Genomic DNA, 25,656 nt, shown 5'->3' on the forward strand with positions numbered 1-25,656 from the left:
GCTATGCTATAATCTATCTTGTGCTTAAGAACGGCTCCTTGGTCAAGCGGTTAAGACACCGCCCTTTCACGGCGGTAACACGGGTTCGAGTCCCGTAGGAGTCACCATTTAGGAGGTCTCGTAGTGTAGCGGTTAACACGCCTGCCTGTCACGCAGGAGATCGCGGGTTCGATTCCCGTCGAGACCGTACTGCTTACCCAAAAGGGTAGGCATTTTTTTTATGCTTTTTTTGCTTCATAACCCCTTCTTTTTTGTGGCGGTCCTCTTTATACACCCTTTTCAAAAAATAAGCCTACGGGCATAGTCTAAAAGTTAAATATTCCTCAATTATATTCAATGCGTTACAGGTGTGTGACGGTGCAACACATTCTTAATATTTCAATGTGAATACTCTGACAAATGTTGATAGACCGACTTTAAAGACGATTATCTATTTGTAATAATCTTCAAATCATGCGTCACTACGACTATTGTCTCATTTCAAAAGCATTCAACTTATTTGTAATATTAAATTAGAGTGGTAAACTTGAAACTAATATTATTCTATAAATTTAATTATGAAAATAGAATTAAGTGACTATTAATGGTAAATTATATAATAGATTAATATGCGCTATAAACTTAATTTAACGCATCAAATCACTGTTTATTCTTTACTAATTAACATAAATATTTAATGAAATATAGAACTACAATTTGAGAAATGAGGTTTATAGATATGGCAAGAAAAGTTGTTGTAGTTGATGATGAAAAGCCAATTGCGGATATATTGGAATTTAACTTAAAAAAAGAAGGTTATGATGTTTACTGTGCTTATGATGGCAATGATGCAGTGGATTTAATTTATGAAGAAGAACCAGATATCGTCTTATTAGATATCATGTTACCTGGACGCGACGGAATGGAAGTATGTCGTGAGGTACGTAAAAAATATGAAATGCCTATCATTATGTTAACGGCGAAAGACTCTGAAATTGATAAGGTGTTGGGTCTTGAATTAGGTGCGGATGACTATGTAACGAAACCGTTTAGTACACGTGAATTGATTGCGCGTGTGAAAGCGAACTTACGTCGTCACTATTCACAACCTGCTCAAGAAGTGGCGAGTACTTCTAATGAAATTACAATTAAGGATATTGTCATTTATCCAGACGCGTATTCTATTAAGAAACGTGGTGAGGATATCGAATTAACACATCGTGAGTTCGAATTGTTCCACTATTTATCTAAACATATGGGTCAGGTTATGACACGTGAACATTTATTACAAACGGTTTGGGGTTATGATTACTTCGGCGACGTGCGTACAGTGGATGTAACGATTCGTCGTTTACGTGAGAAGATTGAAGATGATCCCTCTCATCCAGAATATATTGTGACACGTAGAGGCGTTGGATACTTCCTCCAACAACATGATTAGGGGTTTAAGGTTATGAAGTGGCTGAAGCAATTACAATCCCTTCACACAAAGCTTGTTATTGTCTATGTGTTACTGATTATTATTGGGATGCAAATTATTGGTCTGTATTTCACTAATAGTTTGGAAAAAGAATTAACGAATAACTTCATGAAGAATATTAAACAATATGCGACGCAGCTTGAAGTTAATATTGAACGGATTTATCGAGATGATCCGTCTAATGCACAAAAAGAAGTGCAAAGTTTATTAAATGAGTATGCCAATCGTCAAGAAATAGAAGAGATTCGTTTTATTGATAAGGATCAAATTATTATGGCAACGGCGAAGTTATCGTCTCATAATTTAATTAATCAGAAAGTAAATGATAATTCCGTTCAGAAAGCTTTATCATTAGGAGAACCAAATAATCACAATGTATTGAAAGATTATGGTAGTGGTAAAGAGCGAATTTGGATTTATAATTTGCCCGTGAAGAATGGTAACGAGACGATTGGTAATATTTACATAGAATCGAATATTAATGATGTATATAATCAGTTGAATAATATTAACCAAATCTTCATTATTGGTACGGCTATTTCCCTTTTCATAACGGTAATTCTTGGTTTCTTCATTGCGCGAACAATTACGCGTCCGATTACGGATATGCGTAACCAAACGGTTGAAATGTCGAAAGGGAATTATACGCAACGTGTGAAGATTTACGGGAATGACGAAATTGGTGAACTTGCCTTAGCATTCAACAATTTATCGAAACGTGTACAAGAAGCACAAGCCAATACGGAAAGTGAAAAACGTCGTCTAGATTCCGTTATCACGCATATGAGTGACGGGATTATTGCGACGGACCGACGCGGACGTGTGCGTATCGTTAACGATATGGCGCTTAAAATGTTAGGCATGGCACGAGAAGATTTAATAGGTTATTATATGTTAAATGTCTTGAATATCGAAGACGAGTTCTCTTTAGATGAGATTCAAGAGAACAATGATAGTTTCTTACTTGATATAAATGAAGAAGAAGGCATTATTGCGCGTGTGAACTTTAGTACTATTGTTCAGGAAACGGGCTTTGTAAATGGTTATATTGCCGTGCTCCACGATGTTACAGAGCAACAACAAGTAGAACGTGAACGTCGCGAATTCGTAGCCAATGTGTCTCACGAACTACGTACACCATTAACGTCAATGAACAGTTATATTGAAGCGTTAGAAGAAGGCGCGTGGAAAGATGATAATTTAGCGCCTCAATTCTTATCAGTGACACGTGAAGAAACGGAACGTATGATTCGTTTAGTTAACGATTTACTTCAATTATCGAAAATGGATAACGAATCTGAACAAATCACTAAAGAAATTGTCGACTTCAATATGTTTATTAATAAAATTATTAATCGCCATGAAATGGCAGCGAAAGATACCATTTTCGTGCGTGAAATTCCTTCAGATACGATTTTCACTGAAATTGATCCCGATAAGATGACGCAAGTGTTCGACAACGTTATTACTAATGCGATGAAATATTCTCGCGGTCAGAAACGTGTCGAGTTCCACGTGAAACAGAATGCGTTATACAATCGTATGACCATTCGTATTAAGGATAACGGTATTGGTATCCCTATTAACAAAGTAGATAAAATCTTTGATCGTTTCTATCGTGTAGATAAAGCACGTACGCGTAAAATGGGTGGTACTGGTCTAGGTCTTGCGATTTCAAAAGAGATTGTTGAAGCACATAATGGGCGTATTTGGGCAAACAGCGTTGAAGGTCAAGGTACATCGATATTTATTACGCTTCCATGTGAAGTTATAGACGATGGTGATTGGGATGAAGAGTAAGGAGTATATTAAATCTATTATTCTGATTTTATTAGTCATGATGAGTATTGTCTTAACGTACATGGTGTGGAACTTTACGCCTGATTTAACGAATATCGATAGTGCAGAGAGTAAAAAAGGTAATGTAAAGTCGATTGGTAAACCTATGGCAGCGCATATTGAGAATGTAATTGCGCCGTATCAAATCGTCGAGGTTAAAGATGATAAAGTTAAAGGTATGGCGCCGTCACGTGCGCAATTATCACAAGTGTCAGAGGCTTTAAAGAATCATGAAGTAAGTAAAATTGAGCATTTACAGCGCGATTATAATTTAACGCTTCCGACGTTAAATACCCGTTTTACTGTATTAGATTTTACTTATGATATGCCTTTAACTACATATTTAGGACAAGTCTTAAATACATCGGCGAAAGTGCCTAAAAACTTTAATTTTAATCGTTTATTGGTTGATGAGAATTCAAAAGGTAATTTAGAGCTATATGCGATAAGTAAAGACCGACATCAAGTGATGAAGGTAACAATGAATGCGAAAGCTAAGAATTTTGCTAAGACGATGGATCAATTAAATGAGGATATGCAGAAATATTCAGAGATTATTACGAATAAGGATACCATTGATAAAGCGACACACGTTTTTGCGCCAAATCACCCTCAACGTATGCGTTCTTATCGTATGGTGTATGATACTATTCCTGTAGAAACGATGAATTCAATTTTATTTGATGATTCTGTTATTATTCGAAGCGGGAAAAGTGGCGCTACGACCTATAACAACAATACAGGCGTAGCGAACTATAATGATGAGAGTAAAAAATATCATTATAAGAACTTATCAGAAGATGAATCAAGTTTGAGTGATATGGATACCACGATTCCAAGTACTTTTGAATATATTAATGGTCATGGTGGCTTCTTTAACGATGATTTCCGTCTATTTAGCACAGATAATTCATCAGGTGAATTAACCTATCAGTTATTCCTCAACGGCCATCCAACATTCAATGATCAGAAGTTGAATGATATTGAAGTCACATGGGGAGAGAAAGGTATTTATGATTATAAACGGGCATTACTGCGTTCTAGCGTGCCTTTAGAAGGTGAAAGTGTTTCTCTCGATAGTGCAGAAACAGTGCGTTCAGCTTTAGCTAACAATCATAATATTGATTTCCAAAAAGTAACGAATATGGCGGTTGGCTATCGTGAAGATGATCAACCTACGAAAGATGATATTGAAGTACAACGTAATAGTGAGTTTGTTCCAACGTGGTATGTTGAATATGATGGAGATTGGTATGCATATGAGGATGGGAGGCTTGAATAAATGAACTGGAAACGAACGAAGACATTGTTTATTTTCGTATTTGTTCTTGTTAACATCCTGCTAGTTATGATTTACATTAACAAGGTGACGAAGTCTCAGATTAACGAGTCAGAGAGTGATAATGAGGTTAATTTTCAGCAAGAAGAAATTAAGATTTCGAAAGATGTGTTGAATAAAGATGTCAGCGGTACGAAGATGCAGATGATTACTGCGACGACGAAGAACTTCAATAATTATGCAGAAGATAAATCGTCGTTGGAAGCGGATGATTCAGGTTATACGTTGACAGGTGAGATGAATAGTACGGTTAATGTAAGTGATAGTAATTTAAGTGATTTGAAGAATTACATTATGGATAATATTTATAATGGCAAGGCGTATCAATTAGGAAGTGTGTCAGGAGATTCGGTGACATATGAGCAAACGTATGATGGTTATCCGTTGATGAATAATAATAAGGCGCGTTTACGTTTTAATGTGAGTGATGGTAAGGCGACGAGTTATAAGCAGACAGTGATGAGTAAGATTGAGCCTGCGAAGAGTGATAATAATCCTAAGAAGCAGGTGATTACGCCACGTAAGGCGATTGAGACGTTGTATTTTAATCGTTATTTAAAATCGGGTGATGAAGTATTGGATGCGAGACTTGGTTATTACTCAGTCGTGAGGGAAACAAATGTGCAGTTGTTGCAAGCGAACTGGGAGATTAAGGTGAAGCATAAAGGTAAAAATGATACGAAGACGTATTATGTTGAGGCGACATCAACCAATCCTAAGGTGATTGATAACTAGGGTTACTTTAGTGTGTTGGTTAAAAGGATAATTCTTACGAATTATTCTCGCTTCTTTGAATTTGTAATAGGTTTTATACTCTTAGCTCATTTCGTAGCGACGCTTTCTTGCGGGAAAGGCTCAAGCCTGTAGTCTTGAGGCTCTTTCTTTTCCGCCAAGAGTCGCGCTACTTCATTCGCTAATATTTATGTTTTTATTAATTAATGAAGAAAGAAAACAAAACGATTGCTCGAATCAATTCTTCAGAATTCTTTACTGAAATTAAGTTTAATAAACTTTTTCAATAATAAATAACTATCCTCATCCTTTCCTCTCTCTTATCTAAGAGAGGAAGAGGGTTAGGAGTGGGAAGTATAGTAAGTGTGTGAGGCCTAGGTTTTATGCACTTACTTTTTTATGTTTGTGTGGAGATGGCTAATACATAAACAAGGAATTGGAACTTTAATTTCTGTGTTGGTATAGTATAATATAAAGGTATTTTTAAAGGACTGGAATGTTTCGGATGATGTGAGTTGTTCGAAACATCATTTTTTAGGATAAAAAGAGTGCAGAATAAATATTTTACACTGAAGGCACTCTAACATATAGAATAGGTTGTCAGAAGTAGAAAGGATGAGCTGCTTGATACGTATGAGTGTTCTGGCTAGTGGCAGTACGGGAAATGCCACTTATGTTGAAAGTGACAAAGGCAGTCTTTTAGTAGATGTTGGACTCACTGGTAAAAAGATGGAAGAGTTATTTAGCCAAATAGATAGAAATATGAAAGATTTGAACGGTATATTAGTTACTCATGAACATAGTGATCATATTAAAGGATTAGGCGTAATTGCACGTAAATATGGTTTACCGATTTATGCGAATGAGAATACTTGGAAAGCTATCGATAAAAAAGACGGTAAGATTCCAATGGACCAAAAATTTATTTTTAACCCATATGAAACAAAATCAATTGCAGGTTTTGATATAGAGTCATTTAATGTATCTCACGATGCGATTGATCCACAGTTTTATATTTTCCATAATAATTATAAAAAATTTACAATGATTACAGATACAGGTTATGTTTCTGACCGCATGAAAGGTATGATTCAAGGTAGTGATGCCTTTATGTTTGAAAGTAATCATGATGTAGATATGTTACGTATGTGCCGTTATCCATGGAAGACGAAACAACGTATTTTAAGCGATATGGGGCATGTATCAAACGAAGATGCTGGACTTGCGATGACAGATGTTATTACAGGTAACACAAAGCGCATTTATCTTTCTCACTTATCTCAAGATAACAATATGAAAGAGTTAGCACGTATGAGTGTGGGACAAGTGTTAAATGAACATGATATTGATACAGAAAAAGAAGTATTATTGTGCGATACAGATAAAGCACAAGCTACACCTATTTACACATTATAATATTTTAGACAGTCGACCTACTTATAATTTTAGTAATTGTAAGTAGGTCTTTTTTTATATTTTGATGTAGTTATCTAATAATTTGAACTATACATTAATATTCATAAGCAACCCTATAAAAGTAGGATTTGGATAAAATATGTGAATAAATATTTAAGACTCACTTTGAGTTATCCCCAAAATTAATTGAAGTTATCCACTATTGTGTATAATACACACAGAAATACTCACATTATTCACAGAGTTATCCACAAAATAAAGGTGTTAATAACATATTTTAGTACTATTTCTTAATTTTTCCACAGAATTTATATACATTACTGTTATAATTAGAGGGAATTCTGTTAACAAGTGAATAACTTGTGGATAAGTGGGATAACTATTATCATCTATGGAGGTTTATATGAAGATAACTATCTTAGCTGTGGGTAAATTAAAAGAAAAATATTGGAAACAGGCTATTGCAGAATATGAAAAAAGATTAGGTGCTTATTCCAAAATTGAAATTATTGAAGTACCCGATGAAAAAGCTCCAGAAAATATGAGCGAAAAAGAAATTGAACAAGTAAAAGAAAAAGAAGGACAACGCCTTCTAGCCAAAATTAAACCACAAGCGACTGTCATCACTTTAGAAATACAAGGGAAAATGTTGTCATCAGAAGGATTAGCACAAGAACTTCAACAACGCATGACTCAGGGACAAAGCGACTTTGTCTTTGTCATTGGAGGATCTAACGGATTGCATGAGGATGTCTTAAAACGCAGCAACTATGCACTTTCTTTCAGTAAAATGACATTTCCACATCAAATGATGCGCGTCGTCTTAATTGAACAAGTATATCGAGCATTTAAAATAATGCGAGGAGAAGCATATCATAAGTGATGCGGTTTTTATTAATTTATAAAAGTAAAGTATACAATATTAATTAATACCAAATTTTGATATATTTAATAAAAGATTAAATTTTAAGATGTATAAATGAATGATATATCAAAAGATATATGCATTAGAAATATTTCAACAACTTGTGGAATTAGGAAGTGAAAGAGTAAATATATAATGTGGAATCAGAAATAAACAAATATCTCAAAGAACTAGGAGTGTTAAAACATGACTGAACACATAAAAACTCCAGAGCTAAGATTTTCGAATTTTTTAGATATGTGGCATATTCATAAGTTAAGTGATGTAGCTACAATTACAGGAGGCGGTACGCCAAGTACAAAAGTATCAGAATATTGGAATGGAGAAATTGATTGGTATACGCCGAATGAAATAGGGGAAAGTATTTATGCTAGAGGTAGTAAGAAGAAAATAACAAATTTAGGTTATAAAAAAAGCTCTACTAAATTATTGCCGATTAATACAATTTTATTTACTTCAAGAGCAGGTATAGGAAATACAGCTATATTAGCAAAAGAAGGTTGTACTAATCAAGGATTCCAATCGATTATACCTAATAGTGAGAAAATCGATAGTTATTTTATTTACACTATCAGTAACCATATAAAAAAATATGCATTAAAACATGCTGCTGGATCAACATTTTTAGAAATATCGGGAAAAGAATTAGGAAAAATGAAATTATTTCTACCTTCGTTAAAAGAACAACAAAAAATTGGTGTTTTTTTTAGCAAACTCGACCGCCAAATTGAGCTAGAAGAAGAGAAACTTGAACTTTTAGAGCAACAAAAGAAAGGATATATGCAAAAGGTTTTTTCTCAGGAGTTAAGATTTAAAGACGAAAATGGAAATGATTATCCTGATTGGAAATTGAAGAAGTTAAGCAATGTTGCTGATATTATAGGTGGAGGAACACCAAGTACTAAAAAAAGTGAATATTGGGATGGCGATATAAATTGGTTTTCGCCAGTTGAAATAGGAGATAAAGAATTTGTAAGTACTAGTCAAAGAAGAATAACTGAAAAAGGACTAGAAAAAAGTTCTGCAAAGATGCTTCCAATAGGCACGGTGTTATTTACTTCAAGAGCAGGCATAGGAAAAACAGCTATACTCTCTAAAGAAGCGACTACTAATCAAGGATTTCAATCAATAGTGCCAAAAGAGAACGATTTAGATTCATATTTTTTATATTCAATGACGAGTATTTTAAAAAGAAAAGCTGAAAAAGTAGGAGCAGGATCAACATTTTCTGAAGTGTCAAGAAAACAGATGGAACAAATAAAGTTGTTAATTCCAATATTAAAGGAACAAAAACAAATAGGACGATTGTTTCAGATAATTAATAGAAAGATTAATAAGCAGATACATAAAATTGAGTTATTAAAACATCGTAAACAAGGCTTACTACAAAGAATGTTTATCTAATACTGATAAAGTCCTATTATGTAAAATATTAAATAGAGATAACATTATGAAAGCGAGCCCAAGACATAAAGTTTTTGAATAAATAAAAAAGACAATTTCTATCAAATTAATATAGAAATTGTCTTTTTTATAAATTTTTTGATTATTTTCAGCTGGTTGAGCTACTACTTTTCTCATATTGAGTGCCGTTCATACAAATCCCAATTCTCTTTTAACTTTATTTATTCCTCTTACGGACATTCGAGTGAAGCCCATTTCAATTTTATTAGAAGTAATTTAGGTTTGAACCTACCTAAATGAATATATGAGCTATTTTTTATGCTACAAAATATATTCAGATTTCAATAATGACATAAAATAGGCATCTTTATATTTACCTTTAGTGTAGAATTGCTCTTTGAGTAATCCTTCTGTTTTAAATCCTTGTGACTCGTATATATGCACAGCTTTTTTGTTATCTGTATCAACATATAGATAAATTTTGTGCATGTTTAATATATCGAATGCATAATTTATCGCTTTTTCGAATGCGAATTTTGCATAACCTTTACCACTGAACTCAGGTTTAATAATTATTTGTATTTCACAATTACGATGGATGTAATTAATTTCTACTAATTCAACAATACCTACGACTTGATTTTCATCTTCAACAATAAAACGTCTTTCCGATTCATCTAATAAATGCTTATCAAATAAATATTGAAGTTCCGTTAAGGATTCATATGGTTCTTCAAACCAATAAGACATAATAGAATATTCATTATTTAATTCATGAACAAAAAGTAAGTCACTATACTCTAATGCTCTTAGTTTCATAATTCCACTCCCAAAATTTTCTCATATATTTGCATTATAAATATAAATAACGAATAAGTCATCATTCACTGTGAATACTCTATTTTAACAATTCACCACATACTAATTCTCATTTTCTTGTTATTCTCGATTTATTACTCTTACTATGAAACCTATAAAATTCTCACATTTGTTTGTATTAAGAATAAATACGTCGATAGTAACAATAAAAAAATAAATAATAAAGCATCCCTCACCGTAAAAGTGAAGGATGCTCTAGTTTTATTGAAATATACATTTCATTTTGTTAAATAATTATTAATAATATTTTGAAAATCATTATTACGTGAAATCTTCATAGATTTTATCAAGTATTTCTTCATTTTCAATCGCTGCGAAATGATGTACTAATCCTTTTACAATTGATACATAACTTTGCGATGCTAAACAACTAGCAACTGTATGCCAATCTGATTGTTTAGTTTCATAGTTCATAGATAATCCTCCTTTATTTCAATGTCCATTTTTGACGTGCTTTAGGATTAAGCGGATGCATAATATCATTTGTTGCTGGATTTATGAGCTTTTTTACTTTCTTTTTATGAGGTTTTAACATTTCCATCACTTGCTCAACACGTTCGACGACAACAGGCCGCTTTGCATAGGCGCCATAAGCTAGAATCACTGTATCACTCTCACTAATTGCTTTCATCAAATGGATGTCTGTGTGTTTATCATAAGGTTCTTTAATATGTTTAAGATTCTCTGGTGTTTTAATATTAGAGAATAGATTCACTAGATATACAGCGCCATATTGTTCAGAATTCACTAATTGGTTGAGGATAAGAACAGTAGTAAGATCGAGTGATAATACGCCATCTAAATGAGGATACATCGTTATCACTGTACAAACAGGTTTCTTTTTATCCCAAGTCTTTTTGAGTAAGTAGCGGTGTTGTTCATCATCGCTAAATATAGCTTCTGTGTGTATCGTACTTTTGATTGTATTCATCAACGTCACTCCTTTTAGTATTCTTCTGGTAAAAGCATCACATAATAAAAAACGTCTACATCATCTTCACGAATGACGTAGACTTTCTTAGGTAATGCATTTTGATTTTTTTCATAGTTTGTATAGTGATATTCTAACTTGTATACGGGCTGTTCTTGTTCATGTGTAATTGACAACATATTATCATCTTCTTGTAGTTTGAAAATGTGTAGGTAATCGGTATGCCATTGATAATCTCGTTCTTTTACCATATTCCAAAGTAAGATTTGAAGCTCTAGAGATAGTTGTTCACTAATGCCTCGTGTAATGTATCGATTGATTTTCATACTATTTTCCTCCATTTTGCTTTTCTTTCATGATGTCAATCACTTCGTTAATGACTGTAACAGATATTTGCGCGACTTTGATCCAATTATTCATGGTCATTCCCTCCTTCTCTTAGTAAATGGCGTTCATCGATAATCGTATTTTTAGTATCAGTGAGGTAGAGAAAGTCCATATCAAAATGATCCAAATAACCGATGCTGATGAGTTGGTTATTGGCGTACATAAGAAATGGATAGATACTTAGCTCATGTAGTTCATCGTTATAGTAGGTATAAGTTTCAAGTGTAAGATGCACAAGTGGAGTATGGTCTACAAAGCGAGTAGGAAGTATATTTTCTGCTGCTTCCTCCAGTGCTTCACATTCCCATTTTTCATTATTAGATAGTTGGAATAGACGAGTTATATATTGTTTGAGTTCTTGAGTGGTTGTTTTCATATCATTGCCTCCTAGATAGTGTGATAGTGATGTAGTTGATATACATCATTGGGATAATATATATTTGATTTGTCATTTATTACGAACCCCGGTGGGGATAAGAGAAAATTCCATGTAAAAACCCGCTACAAACGTTGGTGTAACAAGGAAATCCCGGAATCCCACTCATTTTGACGAACAATCAACTCATTATTTATAAGTATTGATGATAGGGTTGGGTCTTTGCTTCCTTATATATATTATTTATTTATAAAGAATAACGGGATTTTGGGATTGTGCTTGCACAATCCTTCTGCTTCTTCGAATCTGCAAATCCCATTCCTTTCCCGGTAAAAAATCATCGTGGGATGTTCTTTAGCAATTTCAATATAAGCATCATGTAGTAGTAGATAGATAATGCAATTTGCTACCATGTTAGATAAGTGTTATTGAAATTGATAAAGAGAATTCTTAAACTTAGTTAGAAAAAGTAATCAGAAGAAGAAAATAAAGAACTTTCTATAATAAAAAGTCTTCACTATTAAATTTTAGTGAAGACTTTTTACTTAAAAATTTATTATTTATAAAACTAAGCCAATAATACTTGCTGAAATAATTGATGCTAATGTTGCACCTAATAATAATCTTAGGGCAAAAGAAGCTACTTTATTTCCCTGTTTACTATCAATACCTTTAATAGCTCCTACCATAATTCCAACAGTACCAAAGTTAGCAAAGCTTACAAGATAAACAGATATTATACCTTGAGTCTTTGGAGATAGAGAAGAGGCAATTTTTTGAAAATCTAACATTGCTACGAACTCATTTGTAATTAACTTTGTTGCCATAATTGATCCAGCACGTATAGCTTCACTCCATGGAACACCCATAATAAAAGCGATAGGAGCAAATATGTAACCAATCAATTTTTTAAAATCTAGACCGACTAAATCAAATACAATGGTAATTCCTTTCATTAAAGATATAAAAGCTAACAACATTATTGCTACAGTAATAGCAATTTTGAAGCCATCAATAGCACTTTCACCAATCATTTGAAAGAAAGTTGTTTTTTTAACATTTTTTTCTGATTCAGCTTCTACTTCTTTATTATCATTTTTGTAAGGATTAATGACGCTAGCAATTATCAAAGCACTGAAAATATTTAAAACAACTGCAGTAACTACATATTTAGGATCGATCATTTGCATATATGAGCCTAGCATAGCCATACTGACAGCACTCATACCTGAAGTAGTAATAGTATATAACTTTTCTTTTGACAAGCTTGGAATAATATTTTTAACTGTTAAATAAACCTCTGGTTGACCTAACATAGAAGTAGATATTGCGATATAGCTTTCAAGTTGCCCCATATGAGTTATTTTATTAATTATCCAACCTATAATTTTAATTAGAAAAGGTAAAATTTTAAAATAGTTTAACATACCAATTAAAACCGAAATAAAAACTAAAGGTAGTAATACATTTAGAAAGAAATTATAGCCGTTTTTATTTTGTAAATCTCCAAAAACGAATTCAATACCTTCTTTACTAATATTCATTAAACCCTCAAAAAATGTACTCATTGCGGTTAATAAATTAAGACCTATTGATGTATTCATCATAAATAAAACAAGAACAATTTGTATTACTATCATAATCATTGGTTTTTTTATATCTATAGCTTTTCTATTAAAACTAAAAATATATGCAACTAATAAAGCAAAAACTATTCCTAAAAATGTGAAGATTATTGACATAGTCAAGCACCTACATTTTGCTGAAAGCTACAGCTATTTTAGCTCCTAAAACAGCGTTATTTTCTACCAACTTAATATTTGTTTCTAAGCTTTTGCCATCTGTTTTTTCAACGATTGTTTTAAGAAGGAAAGGCGTAGAGTCTTTTCCACTAATTCCATTGGCAATAGAATCTTTAACAGCTTCTTCAATTATAGTGTCAATATAATCTTTAGAAAGTTCATGTTCTTTAGGAACAGGATTTGCAATGACCATTCCACCATGTAAATTTAACTCCATTTTGGTCTTGAAAATTTCAGCTATTTCTGTAGGTTCCTCAACTGAACTATTTAGTTTTAAACCGCTTTCTCTAGTGAAAAAAGCAGGTAGTTCAGTTGTTTGATATCCAATTACCGGAACACCTTTAGTTTCTAAGTATTCAAGCGTTTTAGGCAAGTCTAAAATAGATTTTGCTCCTGCGCATATAACTGTAACATTTGTATGCGCTAGTTCTTCTAAATCTGCTGAAATATCCATACTAGTTTCTACGCCCTTATGAACACCACCAATTCCACCAGTGACAAAAAATGGTATCCCAGCTAATTCTGAACAAATCATAGTAGAAGCAACAGTTGTAGCCCCAATTTTTTTAGTAGCAACTATTTCTGCTAAGTCGCGACGAGATACTTTAGCGACATTAGGACTATTTGCTAGAGTCTCCAAGTCATTTTCGTTTAAACCAATTTTTATTTTCCCATCCATTATGGCAATAGTAGCAGGTGTGGCGCCATTGTCTCGTATTATTTGTTCAACTTTTTTTGCCATTTCAATGTTTTGTGGGTAGGGCATACCATGAGAGATTATTGTAGATTCTAAAGCTACTATGGGACTATTGTTTTTTTTGGCTTCTTCAACTTCTGTAGAAAATTCAAGAAATTTTTTCATTTTTAAATTCCTCCAATTCAATTTCTAATTGTTTTTGATCTAAATTTTGTCTAACAGTGTAATTAGTTTCAACAGTTTTCTTCGAGTTTAACAAAGCTAAGTTAATAATGTCTTCATTAGTATAATTTTTTAGCCAACTATATATTACTGCGCTAGTAAATGAATCACCAGCACCAGTTACATCAACTACATTTTTAGATGAAATTACTGAGTGAAATGATTCTGAACTATTATCTTTGAAAATGAGTGGTTTTAGTCCATTTGTAATAATGACGTTAGACACACCAAGATTAATTAATTTCTCAGCAGCAATACTCATGTCATCATTACTATCAATTTTCATTTTTAAAAAAGTTTCGGTTTCATCGCGATTAATAATTAACCAATCAATTGAATGTAGTGAATTAGGCATATGGATCATTTTAGGTGAAGATACTGGTACAATTACTAACTTAATATTGTTTTTTTCTGCGAATGAAGTGAGGTACTCAATAGATTTTTTGGGTAAATTTAAATCTATTACTAAACATTTAGCTTTTAATAAGATAGATGACTGCTTTGACAGAAATTCAGGTGTAATTTCCTCGTAAATATTCATATCTGCAAAACCATACTGCATATCACCTTTTTTATCTATAATGGCTGTATATGATCCTGTACTTGCATTTTCTATAGGTTGAATATAATTTGTATTCATAAAAGGCTCAGATAGTTTTTTAATTAAACTCCATTCGCTATCATTTCCAGCTGCTGTTAAAAATGTAACATTTTCACCAAGTCTCCCTAAGTTTTCAGCAATATTTCTTGCTACGCCTCCAATCGATTTTGTTGATTTTACTGGATTGGAAGTCATAGATTGTAGATCAGTATCACAATAAAACTTTCTATCAACATTAGCAGCTCCAATACAGATTATGGAATCTTCCTCATTAACAATGTATGCTTTTCCTAATATATATTTCTTTTTTATTAAACCAGATATTATATTAGCTGTGGCTGGCCTTGATAAACCAATACGTTCTGCTAACTCTTGTTGAGTAATAAAAGGATTTTTTTTAATTTCGTTTAAAATAAATTGCTCTTTATTTTTCAAAATAGCACCTCCTTTTAAAGAAACAATAGTTCATAAACAAAACATTTGTTTGTTTCATTCAAAGAGATAATAACATATATACATTTTTGTGTAAACGTTTTCTTGAAGGGTTTTATTTTTTATTCTATTAAAATATAATTATACTCACTTTATTTACTAAATAATAAGATATAGTGTTTGGGACAAAAATAAAGACGAAGTGCTAAGAAGCACTTCGTCAAGTGGATGGTTATTAAATAGTTGTTTGATAATCTCATTATTCAGTTTGAGCGTAACGTAAAATTGCTTCTTATGATGCTCATCTTTTCTTATGTCAATACGATCGATGACCGTCAGATACAATGATTTCAACTGTGATTTCTCTAATTTGTCTATATCTTTAAATATTTTTTGTAGTATGTTGGCAATCATATCAGTATCATAATGTGGAGCTTCCGCTTGTTTATCTTGTTCTAGTTGATGTATTTGATTATTTATTTGATTCAATTCATCTTGGTAGCTAAGTATTGTGGGTTTCAATACGCTATCTAAGTCAGGTGAGTCTTCAATGGTTTTCGTTAGTGTATGCATTTTGGCTTTGACTTCTTCACATTGTGACTGTTTATAGGCGATATCATGATTCAAAGAAGATACGTCTATTTGACTGTTTTCATTTACCTTTTCAACCAATTGCTTCAATACCTTTTTACTTTTGATAATTTCCAATATCTGATCCATAACATATTTTTCTAATACATCTGCTCTAACAGAATTAGCACTACATACTTTTGATCCTTTGTTTCTAAAATTACTACATGAGTAATATCTGATTCTTTTCTTAGTGCCATCCTTTAATGTATTGGTCGTATTACTTGCCGCCATGGCTGCACCACATTCGGGACATTTTACAATCCCAGTCAGTAGATTGGTCCCTTTACCATGAACTTGTGGTTTCTTACGACTCTCTTTGCGTTTAAATTGCACTTTATCCCATAAGTTTCTATCAATAATAGGTGCATGCTTACCATCTGCAATAATTGGTTCTTCATTGAGTCCTTTTCGTCTCTTATCGCTCCAGTGTCTATACTTCGCAAACTGTATCTTTCCAATGTAAAAAGGGTTAGAGATGATGTAGGTAATGGACGAAATACTAAAAGGTTTACCTTTCTTAGTCACATAACCTTTATGATTCAATGCGTTCGCAATCTTACGATAACCATGACCTTTAGCGTATGACTCAAAAATATATTTAACAATATTCGCTTCATGTTGATTGATCATGAGCTCTTTTTTACTGTCAGGTACTTTATCATAGCCTAGAGGTAAATTACCTTGGTAATAACCTTCAATAGCACGTTGTCTTTGGCCATTGTAGACATTTTCTACAATTGTATTTCTTTCAAATTCAGAAAAGCTAGCTAAGATTTGGAGCATTAATTTACCTGTTGAGCTGGCAATTTCTATTTTTTCAGTTAGACTAAAAAATTCGACATTAATCTTATATAATTCTTCGACAATAGTTAATAAATCTGAGGTATTTCTAGCTAAACGATTGGTTTTGTAGACCATAATACAATCTAACTTACCGTCGTTTGCATCTTTTAACATACGTTGTAGTTCAGGACGTTGCGTGGTTTTACCCGATATACCACGATCGGTATATTCATCAACGACTTCATATCCTTGAAATTGACAATACTCTTTAAGTTGATTTAACTGGCTTTGAATGCTGTAGCCGTTCGTCTGGATTTCAGTCGATACACGGGCATATAATCCAATACGTTTCTTTTTGAGTTGTTTCATATTACTTCATTCCTTTCAGGAGTTATTAAACGTGATTGTTCAACGATATTGAGGGGACTATTTTTAAAGTAGATTCCTTGTAATTGTTTAGTTTGAGTTATTGTAATGTCATCAATCAAAGGTGCTATGGTTTCTAATGTCAATTTATCTTTGAGTACATGACAGATTGTTTCGGTAATTTGTTTATGTGAATAATTAGAGTAACGTTCTTCATTTTCAGAGCCAGCGGATAAACGTTTAAACGTTTCGATATCAATTTGATTTTGTGCCAGCTTTTCGATGAGTTGTTCTTGTGTTAGATGTGATTGTCTGTGTTTCATTTGTTGGTGTTTTAGAGCTTTTAGTATTGTCTCATTTAATTTGTCATGAAATGACTGATTGTCACAATATGCTTTACAAATGTTTAGGACCTCTGTTTCAATCATTTGGGCATTGATACCTTTAAATGGACACGTATGATAAGCTTCATTCATATTTTTAGGACAGATATAGTAATGTAGAGAATGATTCTCTTTTTTTATCGTTAAGTTTGTTAATGTTGACTGACAGTAAGGACATTTGATTCGTCGTTTTAGCTTATTTCTAGAATGGGATCGATTGTATTGCTTATGAATACGACGCTCCTGTGCTTCTTCAAACGTATCAACATCAATAATAGGTGGAACGATATTATTAAACGTGCCATACTTATTGATGACACGACCGCAATAGTTAGGATTCAAGAGAATATTTCTAACTTGGTAGGGCTTACGAGAAATAAAATTCATATCTTTATCCAACTTTTGAGAAATTTTCTTATAACCCAGGCCTTGTAAATACCAACGATAAACTATTTTAACTATATAAGCTTCTTCTTTGTGTACAATAAAGCGGCCTTTTCTATAACGATAGCCAAAAGGGGCATGTGTTGTAATCAACTTACCTTGTTTGGCTTTTTCTCTTAGACCATTTTGTGTTTGTTCACTAATATTGTTCGATTCCATTTCTGCTAGACTCATAAGTATGTTCAAGCGAAAACAATCAAACTCTTTAGATAAGTCAAAATAGCCATCATTCACACTAATGATTGTGACGTGATGCTTTTTACAAATTTCAAAGAATTGTATGGCATTTTTCAAATTACGATGGAGCCGATTTAGGCGATAACAACACAATACTTTACATTTTCCAGATGTAATCGCTTCTACCATTTTTTGATAGCCAGACCGTTTTGTATGTCGACCTGTTTTCTTATCATCATAAAATGTTACATTGACCCATCCATATTGCTTAGCGGTGTCTATAATGAGGGATTTCTGAGTGGCTAAGCTTTGTTGTTTTAGTGTACTTTGACGTACGTAAGCAATCGCTTCTTCCATGTTATACACCTCCAAAAAGATAATATATATTTGTGAGTAAATTCGAATGAAAGGTCCAACGTGCTTTTAACACGTTGGACCGCCATGATTAGTTATCATTCTGCAACTCTTCAACGACTAAATCAGCTAGTAATTCAATCAATTCATCCATTTTATCTACTCCTGTACGATTACATCTTTAAGTTATTAAAAATCAATTGACTCATCATTCTGTTTTTTCCATGATTCAAGAATCTTTTTGTTATCCAAGTTAATTTTAGCTTTAATAGGTTCAGCATCTTTAGTTAGACCAAAAATAGACGCATATTCTGAATCTAACTTTAAATGGTAAAAGACAAGTGACTGTTTCTTGCCATAGTCATCTTTGACAGTTCTTTTTGTCGTGATTCGATCACGGTCAGATTCGATAAATCCTTTATCCCTTAGTGCGTTCACGACATTATTAACATCTTGGAAGTGATTCTCTATCAACATATTTTTAAATACAGACGCAATGATTTTGACTTCGATATAATCATCTTTTAAGACAATTAGTCCATAGTTCTCGATCATATTCTTTAATGCTGTATCATCAGAAAACTTACCCCGGTTTTGTGCTACAAATTGCGTAATGACTTCGATCGCTTTATCTGCTAGTGATCGTTCAGAGACTGTATGACCATGATAATCAATAAAGTAGTCTCTTATTTTAGCGATATCAATATCTGTAGCTAAAACACGACTTAATATTTTCGCAGATGTTGTAATGACTGCATAACGTTTAAACATACGAATACCTGTATTGTTTGTTTCACTCTTCAATTTAGCTTCAAACCAAGCAACTTCCTTGTGAAACCATTGAATAACTTCATCTTCACGATTTATAAGGTATTGAGCTACTAACGGTAAAACATGACCATAGTTTAGTGCCACAGTTTTTTTAATATTATCAGAATTTGTTGCATCTTTAGTAAACTGTTCATTAATCTCAATAGTTCTCACGCGTAAACCATCATTTTGAGCAGAATCAGTAAAGATGCTGTATTCAGAGGTTGAAATCACAGAAGTGCCCCAATTCTTAGGCGTTTTAACTTCTCCATGTACATTGGAACGTTGACGCCCTTGACCTTCAGCGATAGAGTACAATAACCCTGTTGTATCTTTAAAAGTTGCTGATGAGAGCTCGTCAAATACAATAGGTATACCAAAATTGTTGCTCAAGTAACCTTCAAGTGCATTACGTGTGGCATTCCAACTTCTAAAGAGAGTTTCATTACCTTTGGTAGGGTTACCAGCGACTGATACAGCTAATGCAGCTGCGGTTGACTTACCGGTTGAGGATTGACCTGTAAAACTAAAGATAATTCCTGCAAATTCGATTTCATGTTTATGCTTCAGAAATGCTGTCACTAAGGCAGAAATTCCAAATACGACCGCTAACTCTAGAAGAAGATGACCTTTAACCTCGTCAATATACATGTTAAACCAATTATCAAATGTGCCCCTAGATGCTAAGTCATAAGTATTCTCACAAATGGCGTCATATGGAGATTTATTATCAAATTCCGCAGTAGTATAGATTTCACTTAACGATACAATAGGACCAAACGGTGTTTCCAGTATGCCTACCCCTTCATATAAGTAGGAAATAGGTAATTGATTACGCATTTGTTGCAACGCATAGCCTAAATCTTTTGTATATTTTTCATTAATACTAAATCCATATTTCATTAAAGAGGGCAGTTTTTGTGTTGTTAAAATATCACTAGATTCAACAATTACTTTTTGATCCTCGTCTGTAATAATTACTTTTTCAGTGTTAGTTTTAGGGTCAATAAATTTATTTTCGATAACGATAGGACCTGCGATTTCAACTTCAGTAGGCATTCCTCCTTTTTCTTTGGGAGGCTTATCTTCATACCAACCTTTTTTTGGTACGTAATACGGTAAAGGATTAAACGAAAAGTTAGTTTGAGCCATTAGCGAACACCTCCTTTCGAAGGGTTGCTATCATTGAGTGGATTAGGTCCTATTTTTTTATACAATAAACTACCATTTTTTTTACCAATAATAATAAAAGGAATGCTAGGTGTATGTTTTACGAAATAAGCGAACCAACGTCCTACCTCGCGTTGAACATCTCTAGAACAGTTAAGGCCTGATTTTTTAGTTAAATCACCAATTGTAAATTCAGTGCCTTTCTGTAAATTATTTGCAATAGCTAAATCTGCATTTTTTAAATTTATAAATTCTTGACTTTTATAAGTCATAAAAATCACTCCTTACTTAATTGCTAGTAAAGTGACTAATTACTTAATCAACTTTACACTTGAATTATTGCAAGGATCAGAATTTTAAGTCATAGAGAGTTTTAATGATACTTTTTATCGATTTAATGCATTAATATATTAACGCGATAAAGTATAAAAGGAGAGATAAAATGAATAATTGGAAAAATAAGCTGTACGAACGATTAGGAGACATTATTGAACTTGAGATTGCAATACATCTAATGATTAGGAAACATGAACGTAATTCGATAGATAAATATAAGAACATTAAAGAGTTTTACCATAATCTAATACAGAAGGACATAGTTATTTATGATTATGAGACATTTCATCGATTCTATAAAACGAGCAATATTCACAATTACTTACGGGTAAAACTAAAGCCAAAAAAAGCTTGGGAAGAAGAAAAAGTCATTCATCCAGAATCTTTTAAAAGTATCTTAGCAATACGTTTAGGTGAAACAAAATTGATGGCTGGAACTAAATACATTGACTCCAATATTAAAAGCTTAAGCCAAACTTATAAACAACTAAATTCTAATATTGAACAGATTTTAGATAAAATAAGTAAGAATACATTTGACATAAAATTGGAACCAAAGTTGATTGCTTATAAAAATTTATATGAGTTATACAATTATTTTATGGACGAAATAGAAAACTATAGCAACGACTTTGAGCAATTACGAGCGCTTCTATATTTAGAATTAGATTACTCATTTGTACTTTATAACGAATTATTAAGGATGATACATTTAATCAAAAAGTGTAAACTAGCTGCTAATAGCAAGATAATAGAAAAAGCAATAGGTGAAATTAGTATGAAGTTAGCAAATATAGAATTTCCATGGCTAAGATTAGTAGTTCTAAGAGCTTTTATTGATAATATAAAAAAATATCATGATATAAATTCATTGATTAACGATATTAGTCATATTATCAATTATACGTTACTTGAAATCGAACAGTGGATTGAACGAGCAGAAATTGAAGAAGGAATTAGAGATTTAATGAATGTGAAATATGGTAGGGTTCCTTATCTAGATGCAATTATAGAAAACAGATATAAAAGAAATAGTATTAAAGAATATTTTACCTTACTCAAACATGAATTTGGAATTAGATGGTTAAGAGGTCGAGACTTTAATGATCAAGATAGGAACACACTTCATAGAGCTATTAAAGATATATCTCTTAATCTCATTGGATACAATAACTAACTTAAATACGTTATCTACAAGTAAAAACTTATAAAAAGAACATGTGTTCTTAATTAGGGTATAATTAGTTTAAATTGATTTTGGGGTGATGTAATGAATGAGAGTAATCAAATTATATTCGATCATATAACAAAGACTATTGAAAATATGAAAAATAAAGGCTGGGAAACAAGGTATGGGCAAGAAGCTTTAATGTATGATGTATTTGATGCTTATGATTCAAGAGAAAATTTAATAGTAGAAGCGCAAGTAGGTATAGGAAAATCATTTGGATATTTAATTCCTGGTATATTGATTTCAAAAAGTACTAAAAAACCTTTAATTGTAACGTCTTCCTCAATTCAATTAACTGAACAACTAGTCAATGATATACAGCAAGTTGAAGAAATTTTACATATATCTGTTGATTGTATAGTAGGTAAAGGTGTAACTAACTATCCTTGTTTTAAAGAAATTCATCGTAAAAATTTAAGTAAATTAAATTTAATGGAGGCTTTAGATATAGCAAATAAAGGTTTAACAAAACAAACTGTACGTGAGACTAATTTAAAATGGAATCAAATATCTACCAATAATTGTATTATGAGTAAATGTCACTATAAAAATGAATGCGCTTATTTTAAAATGAGAAATAAGTTAAAAGAAGGAAATAGATATATTAGACTCAATGAATATAAGCCGAAAGTCATAATCGTTAATCAAGATATGTTAATGATGAACTTTAAAAAGTTAACCTTTGGAAAAGAGAGTTTAATCTATGATGATCCTTGTATGCTAATCATAGATGAAGTTCACAACTTAGAAGAGAAACAACGTGCTAACATGACTAAAACTATTAACTCTAAAACTGTGATAAATAAAATAAAAGAAGGCGCAAACCGAGTTGGTAGTAGATCTCGGTATTTAAAAAATATAAAAATGATTGAAGATTGGTTTAATCTTCAAAAGGATAGTGCCAAAAGTGAGATATACAAAAATGGTAATTGTTTATCTACTGGACGAGTTGATATAAAACCTGTTAGTCATCATCAAATGGCCAAATTAATTAGTATGACAAAGGAAATAGTCGAAGAATTCGATGTTAATAATATTGCTGTATTTAAACAATCTTCGTTAGTTAGTAATGAACAATTAGAAATAGCTAATAATCTGTTAACATTATTTAAAAATCTTCAAAATAACAGTGACAAATATATATTTTGGACTGAAATAACTAAGCAAGACCAAATTGATATTTCATTTTGTCCCAATAATATTGCTGAAACACTTAGAAAAACAGTTTTTAGTACAAGTTACCCAGTTGTATGTCTTTCTGCAACAATTACTAATAAAACTAATAATGAAAATAGCTATGAGTACATTAAAGAAATAATTGGTTTTAAAGGCTATGAGGAAGATATTAAGTATAATGATTTTCCGTACAAGGAAAGCAGGCTCTACATACCTCCAAACTTACCAAAATTTGATAAACGTGATGTTAAATATTATGAAGAAATAGGTAAACATATTTTTGAATTGGCAAGCCAAAATAAGGGAGGCACTTTGATATTGTTTACTGCTAAAGATGACATTGACGGTGTATATAATGATTTATCAAAAAGGAAATTTAATAAAAATATCTATGTAGATGATGGTAGTAAAAGTCAAAATGAAATTATTGAATCATTTAAAAAGACTAAAGGTGTAATATTGGGTACGGGAGTATTTTGGGAAGGAATAGACTTAAAAAATGAATTATTAACATTATTAGTTATTGTCAGATTACCTTTTCCTACGATTGATCCAATTACAAAATATAAGATTACTAAATTAAATGATAGTAATGAAGCAGTTATAGTTCCTGAAATGATAATTAAACTGAAACAAGGTGTAGGAAGATTAGTAAGAACAAAGCAGGATAAAGGTTTATTAGTGTTATTAGATTCAAGAATGAATAAACCCACTTATAAGCATAAAGAAGCAGTATTAGATGCATTACCAATTAAAAATATGATTCATAAAGATGAAGTCAAAGATTTCCTTAATAACATTTAAAGTAAGTAGTAATAGTTATCCAATATTTCCTAGTATATAGAAAGAACCGCATCATTAACCGATACGCAGAAGCATATCATAAGTGATGCGGTTTTTATTAATTAGTTGCTAAAAAATGAAGTATGCAATATTAATTATTACTAAATTTTGATATATTTAAAGAAAGATTAAGTTTAGGGTGGGTGAATGAATGGCTTACCAAAGTGAATATGCATTAGAAAATGAGGTACTTCAACAACTTGAAAATTTAGGATATAAACGAGTAAATATACGTAATATTAAATCAGAAATTAACGATTATCTCAAAGAACTAGGAGTGTTAAAACATGACTGAACATAAAAATACTCCAGAATTAAGATTTCCAGAGTTTAAAGAAGAATGGAAATTTCAAAAATTAGGAAACTTAGCTCAATTTTCAAAGGGCAAATCATTATCAAAAAAAGATTTAAATATAAATGGAAATCCCTGCATTTTATATGGAGAATTATATACTAAGTATGGAGCTATCTTAAATAAGGTCTATAGTAAAACTTCTACTCAAAATGATTCACTGGTATTCTCAAAAAGAAATCAGATTTTAATACCTTCTTCTGGAGAAACAGATATCGATATAGCAACTGCAACTGCTATTGATACTGATGTAAAAATAGCAATAGGAGGTGACTTAAATATAATAACTCCTATTAATTCTGATGGAAGATTTATTTCTTTATATATTAACGGTAAAGGTAAATATAACCTAGCAAAATATGCTCAAGGAAAATCAGTAGTTCATTTATATAATTCAGATATAAAAAAATTAAATTTTTATCTCCCTACTAATATGGTTGAACAAAAGAAAATAGGAAATTTCTTTAGCAAACTCGACCGCCAAATTGAGTTAGAAGAAGAGAAACTGGAACTTTTAGAGCAACAAAAGCGTGGATATATACAAAAATTTTTTTCACAAGAGTTAAGATTTAAAGATGCAAATGGAAACAGTTATCCTGATTGGTCTATTAAAAAGATTGAAGATATTTCTAAGGTTAATAAAGGGTTTACTCCAAATACAAAAAATGATGAATACTGGGATGAATTAAATGAAAATTGGTTATCTATAGCAGGTATGACACAGAAATATTTGTATAAAGGAAATAAAGGAATTACAAAAAAAGGTGCATCAAAGCATGTAAAAGTAGATAAAGATACTCTAATAATGAGTTTTAAATTGACTTTAGGTAAGTTAGCTATAGTAAAAGAGCCTATCTATACAAATGAAGCTATATGTCATTTCGTATGGAAAGAAAGTAATGTTAATACTGAGTATATGTACTACTATTTAAATTCTATAAATATAAGTACTTTTGGTGCACAAGCGGTTAAAGGAGTAACATTAAATAACGATTCAATTAATAGTATTATAGTAAAGTTACCAGTGATACAAGAACAAAATAAAATAGCATACTTTTTCAATGAATTAGATAAATTAATAAGAAAACAATACGCTAAAATTGAAGTATTAAAACAACGAAAAAAAGGGTTACTACAAAAAATGTTTATCTAATACT

The 25,656-nt window shown here is 31.8% G+C and carries 21 protein-coding genes, 2 tRNA genes and 3 pseudogenes; 13 read left to right on the forward strand and 13 right to left on the reverse strand.

Annotation, left to right across the window (positions count from 1 at the left end; genetic code table 11):
- Positions 1 to 32: 32 nt before the first annotated feature.
- The 9 genes from LIX58_RS04290 to LIX58_RS04330 all read left to right on the forward strand — a co-directional run bounded on the left by LIX58_RS04290 (position 33) and on the right by LIX58_RS04330 (position 9,114).
- Positions 33 to 107: transfer RNA gene (locus LIX58_RS04290), tRNA-Glu, on the forward strand.
- Between the two features lie 7 nt (positions 108 to 114).
- A tRNA-Asp gene (locus tag LIX58_RS04295) sits at positions 115 to 187 on the forward strand.
- Positions 188 to 718: 531 nt separating this feature from the next.
- A complete protein-coding gene (yycF, locus tag LIX58_RS04300; protein WP_103297271.1) occupies positions 719 to 1,420 on the forward strand; it encodes a response regulator YycF in 702 nt (233 codons plus the stop codon).
- A gap of 12 nt (positions 1,421 to 1,432) precedes the next feature.
- Positions 1,433 to 3,259, forward strand: a complete 1,827-nt coding sequence (walK, locus tag LIX58_RS04305; RefSeq protein ID WP_154838347.1) for a cell wall metabolism sensor histidine kinase WalK — start codon at positions 1,433 to 1,435, stop codon at positions 3,257 to 3,259.
- Complete coding sequence (locus tag LIX58_RS04310; RefSeq protein ID WP_154838348.1) at positions 3,249 to 4,580, forward strand: YycH family regulatory protein; 1,332 nt, start codon at positions 3,249 to 3,251, stop codon at positions 4,578 to 4,580. Before walK ends, LIX58_RS04310 begins: the two co-directional genes overlap by 11 nt.
- Positions 4,581 to 5,372: a two-component system regulatory protein YycI gene (locus LIX58_RS04315; protein ID WP_154838349.1), complete on the forward strand. Its 792-nt coding sequence runs from the start codon at positions 4,581 to 4,583 to the stop codon at positions 5,370 to 5,372. It abuts the gene before it with no gap.
- A gap of 612 nt (positions 5,373 to 5,984) precedes the next feature.
- On the forward strand, positions 5,985 to 6,785 hold the full coding sequence (locus LIX58_RS04320) for an MBL fold metallo-hydrolase (RefSeq protein ID WP_126564576.1): 801 nt from the start codon (positions 5,985 to 5,987) through the stop codon (positions 6,783 to 6,785).
- 403 nt (positions 6,786 to 7,188) lie between these two features.
- Positions 7,189 to 7,668: a 23S rRNA (pseudouridine(1915)-N(3))-methyltransferase RlmH gene (rlmH, locus tag LIX58_RS04325; RefSeq protein WP_126564575.1), complete on the forward strand. Its 480-nt coding sequence runs from the start codon at positions 7,189 to 7,191 to the stop codon at positions 7,666 to 7,668.
- Between the two features lie 228 nt (positions 7,669 to 7,896).
- Positions 7,897 to 9,114 carry a restriction endonuclease subunit S gene (locus LIX58_RS04330; RefSeq protein ID WP_226386112.1) on the forward strand — a complete coding sequence of 406 codons (1,218 nt, stop codon included), beginning with the start codon at positions 7,897 to 7,899 and terminating at the stop codon, positions 9,112 to 9,114.
- Here LIX58_RS04330 and LIX58_RS04335 read toward each other — a convergent pair.
- The 13 genes and pseudogenes from LIX58_RS04335 to ssb all read right to left on the reverse strand — a co-directional run.
- Positions 9,094 to 9,378 (reverse strand): annotated as a pseudogene (locus LIX58_RS04335) (hypothetical protein); the annotation flags it as partial. The gene LIX58_RS04330 and the pseudogene LIX58_RS04335 overlap by 21 nt on opposite strands.
- Positions 9,379 to 9,435: 57 nt before the next feature.
- Positions 9,436 to 9,933 carry a GNAT family N-acetyltransferase gene (locus tag LIX58_RS04340; protein ID WP_001631030.1) on the reverse strand — a complete coding sequence of 166 codons (498 nt, stop codon included), beginning with the start codon at positions 9,931 to 9,933 and terminating at the stop codon, positions 9,436 to 9,438.
- 278 nt (positions 9,934 to 10,211) lie between these two features.
- Positions 10,212 to 10,407: pseudogene (locus LIX58_RS04345) on the reverse strand (hypothetical protein).
- Between the two features lie 13 nt (positions 10,408 to 10,420).
- Positions 10,421 to 10,924: a DUF1643 domain-containing protein gene (locus tag LIX58_RS04350; protein WP_226386113.1), complete on the reverse strand. Its 504-nt coding sequence runs from the start codon at positions 10,922 to 10,924 to the stop codon at positions 10,421 to 10,423.
- A gap of 14 nt (positions 10,925 to 10,938) precedes the next feature.
- The gene (locus tag LIX58_RS04355) at positions 10,939 to 11,250 is read right to left on the reverse strand and encodes a DUF960 family protein (protein ID WP_226386114.1); all 312 of its coding nucleotides are present in this window, start codon (positions 11,248 to 11,250) and stop codon (positions 10,939 to 10,941) included.
- Positions 11,251 to 11,336: 86 nt separating this feature from the next.
- The gene (locus LIX58_RS04360) at positions 11,337 to 11,687 is read right to left on the reverse strand and encodes an SAUGI family uracil-DNA glycosylase inhibitor (protein WP_226386115.1); all 351 of its coding nucleotides are present in this window, start codon (positions 11,685 to 11,687) and stop codon (positions 11,337 to 11,339) included.
- Positions 11,688 to 12,247: 560 nt separating this feature from the next.
- On the reverse strand, positions 12,248 to 13,429 hold the full coding sequence (locus tag LIX58_RS04365; RefSeq protein WP_070673394.1) for a NupC/NupG family nucleoside CNT transporter: 1,182 nt from the start codon (positions 13,427 to 13,429) through the stop codon (positions 12,248 to 12,250).
- A 10-nt stretch (positions 13,430 to 13,439) separates the two neighbouring features.
- A complete protein-coding gene (locus tag LIX58_RS04370) occupies positions 13,440 to 14,351 on the reverse strand; it encodes a pseudouridine-5'-phosphate glycosidase (RefSeq protein ID WP_049395052.1) in 912 nt (303 codons plus the stop codon).
- Positions 14,335 to 15,444, reverse strand: coding sequence for a carbohydrate kinase (locus LIX58_RS04375; RefSeq protein ID WP_048667849.1), 1,110 nt, complete (start codon positions 15,442 to 15,444; stop codon positions 14,335 to 14,337). Before LIX58_RS04375 ends, LIX58_RS04370 begins: the two co-directional genes overlap by 17 nt.
- 156 nt (positions 15,445 to 15,600) lie before the next feature.
- Positions 15,601 to 17,226, reverse strand: coding sequence for a cassette chromosome recombinase CcrB (gene ccrB, locus LIX58_RS04380; protein ID WP_226386116.1), 1,626 nt, complete (start codon positions 17,224 to 17,226; stop codon positions 15,601 to 15,603).
- The gene (gene ccrA, locus LIX58_RS04385) at positions 17,223 to 18,584 is read right to left on the reverse strand and encodes a cassette chromosome recombinase CcrA (protein WP_226386117.1); all 1,362 of its coding nucleotides are present in this window, start codon (positions 18,582 to 18,584) and stop codon (positions 17,223 to 17,225) included. Before ccrA ends, ccrB begins: the two co-directional genes overlap by 4 nt.
- 186 nt (positions 18,585 to 18,770) lie before the next feature.
- Complete coding sequence (gene cch1, locus LIX58_RS04390; protein WP_226386118.1) at positions 18,771 to 20,543, reverse strand: cassette chromosome replicative helicase; 1,773 nt, start codon at positions 20,541 to 20,543, stop codon at positions 18,771 to 18,773.
- Positions 20,543 to 20,833: a cassette chromosome ssDNA-binding protein gene (ssb, locus tag LIX58_RS04395; protein WP_107372849.1), complete on the reverse strand. Its 291-nt coding sequence runs from the start codon at positions 20,831 to 20,833 to the stop codon at positions 20,543 to 20,545. Before ssb ends, cch1 begins: the two co-directional genes overlap by 1 nt.
- Positions 20,834 to 21,003: 170 nt before the next feature.
- Here ssb and LIX58_RS04400 point away from each other — a divergent pair, with 170 nt between their 5' ends.
- The 4 genes and pseudogenes from LIX58_RS04400 (at position 21,004) to LIX58_RS04415 (ending at position 25,652) form a co-directional block, all read left to right on the forward strand.
- On the forward strand, positions 21,004 to 22,074 hold the full coding sequence (locus LIX58_RS04400; RefSeq protein ID WP_226386119.1) for a hypothetical protein: 1,071 nt from the start codon (positions 21,004 to 21,006) through the stop codon (positions 22,072 to 22,074).
- A gap of 93 nt (positions 22,075 to 22,167) precedes the next feature.
- Positions 22,168 to 24,108, forward strand: coding sequence for an ATP-dependent DNA helicase (locus LIX58_RS04405; protein WP_226386120.1), 1,941 nt, complete (start codon positions 22,168 to 22,170; stop codon positions 24,106 to 24,108).
- 190 nt (positions 24,109 to 24,298) lie between these two features.
- Positions 24,299 to 24,409, forward strand: a pseudogene (locus tag LIX58_RS04410) (hypothetical protein); the annotation flags it as partial.
- A 25-nt stretch (positions 24,410 to 24,434) separates the two neighbouring features.
- Complete coding sequence (locus tag LIX58_RS04415) at positions 24,435 to 25,652, forward strand: restriction endonuclease subunit S (protein WP_226386121.1); 1,218 nt, start codon at positions 24,435 to 24,437, stop codon at positions 25,650 to 25,652.
- Positions 25,653 to 25,656 lie beyond the last annotated feature (4 nt).

The sequence above is a fragment of the Staphylococcus sp. Marseille-Q1834 genome (assembly GCF_916858875.1).
GTDB classification, from domain to species: domain Bacteria; phylum Bacillota; class Bacilli; order Staphylococcales; family Staphylococcaceae; genus Staphylococcus; species Staphylococcus pragensis.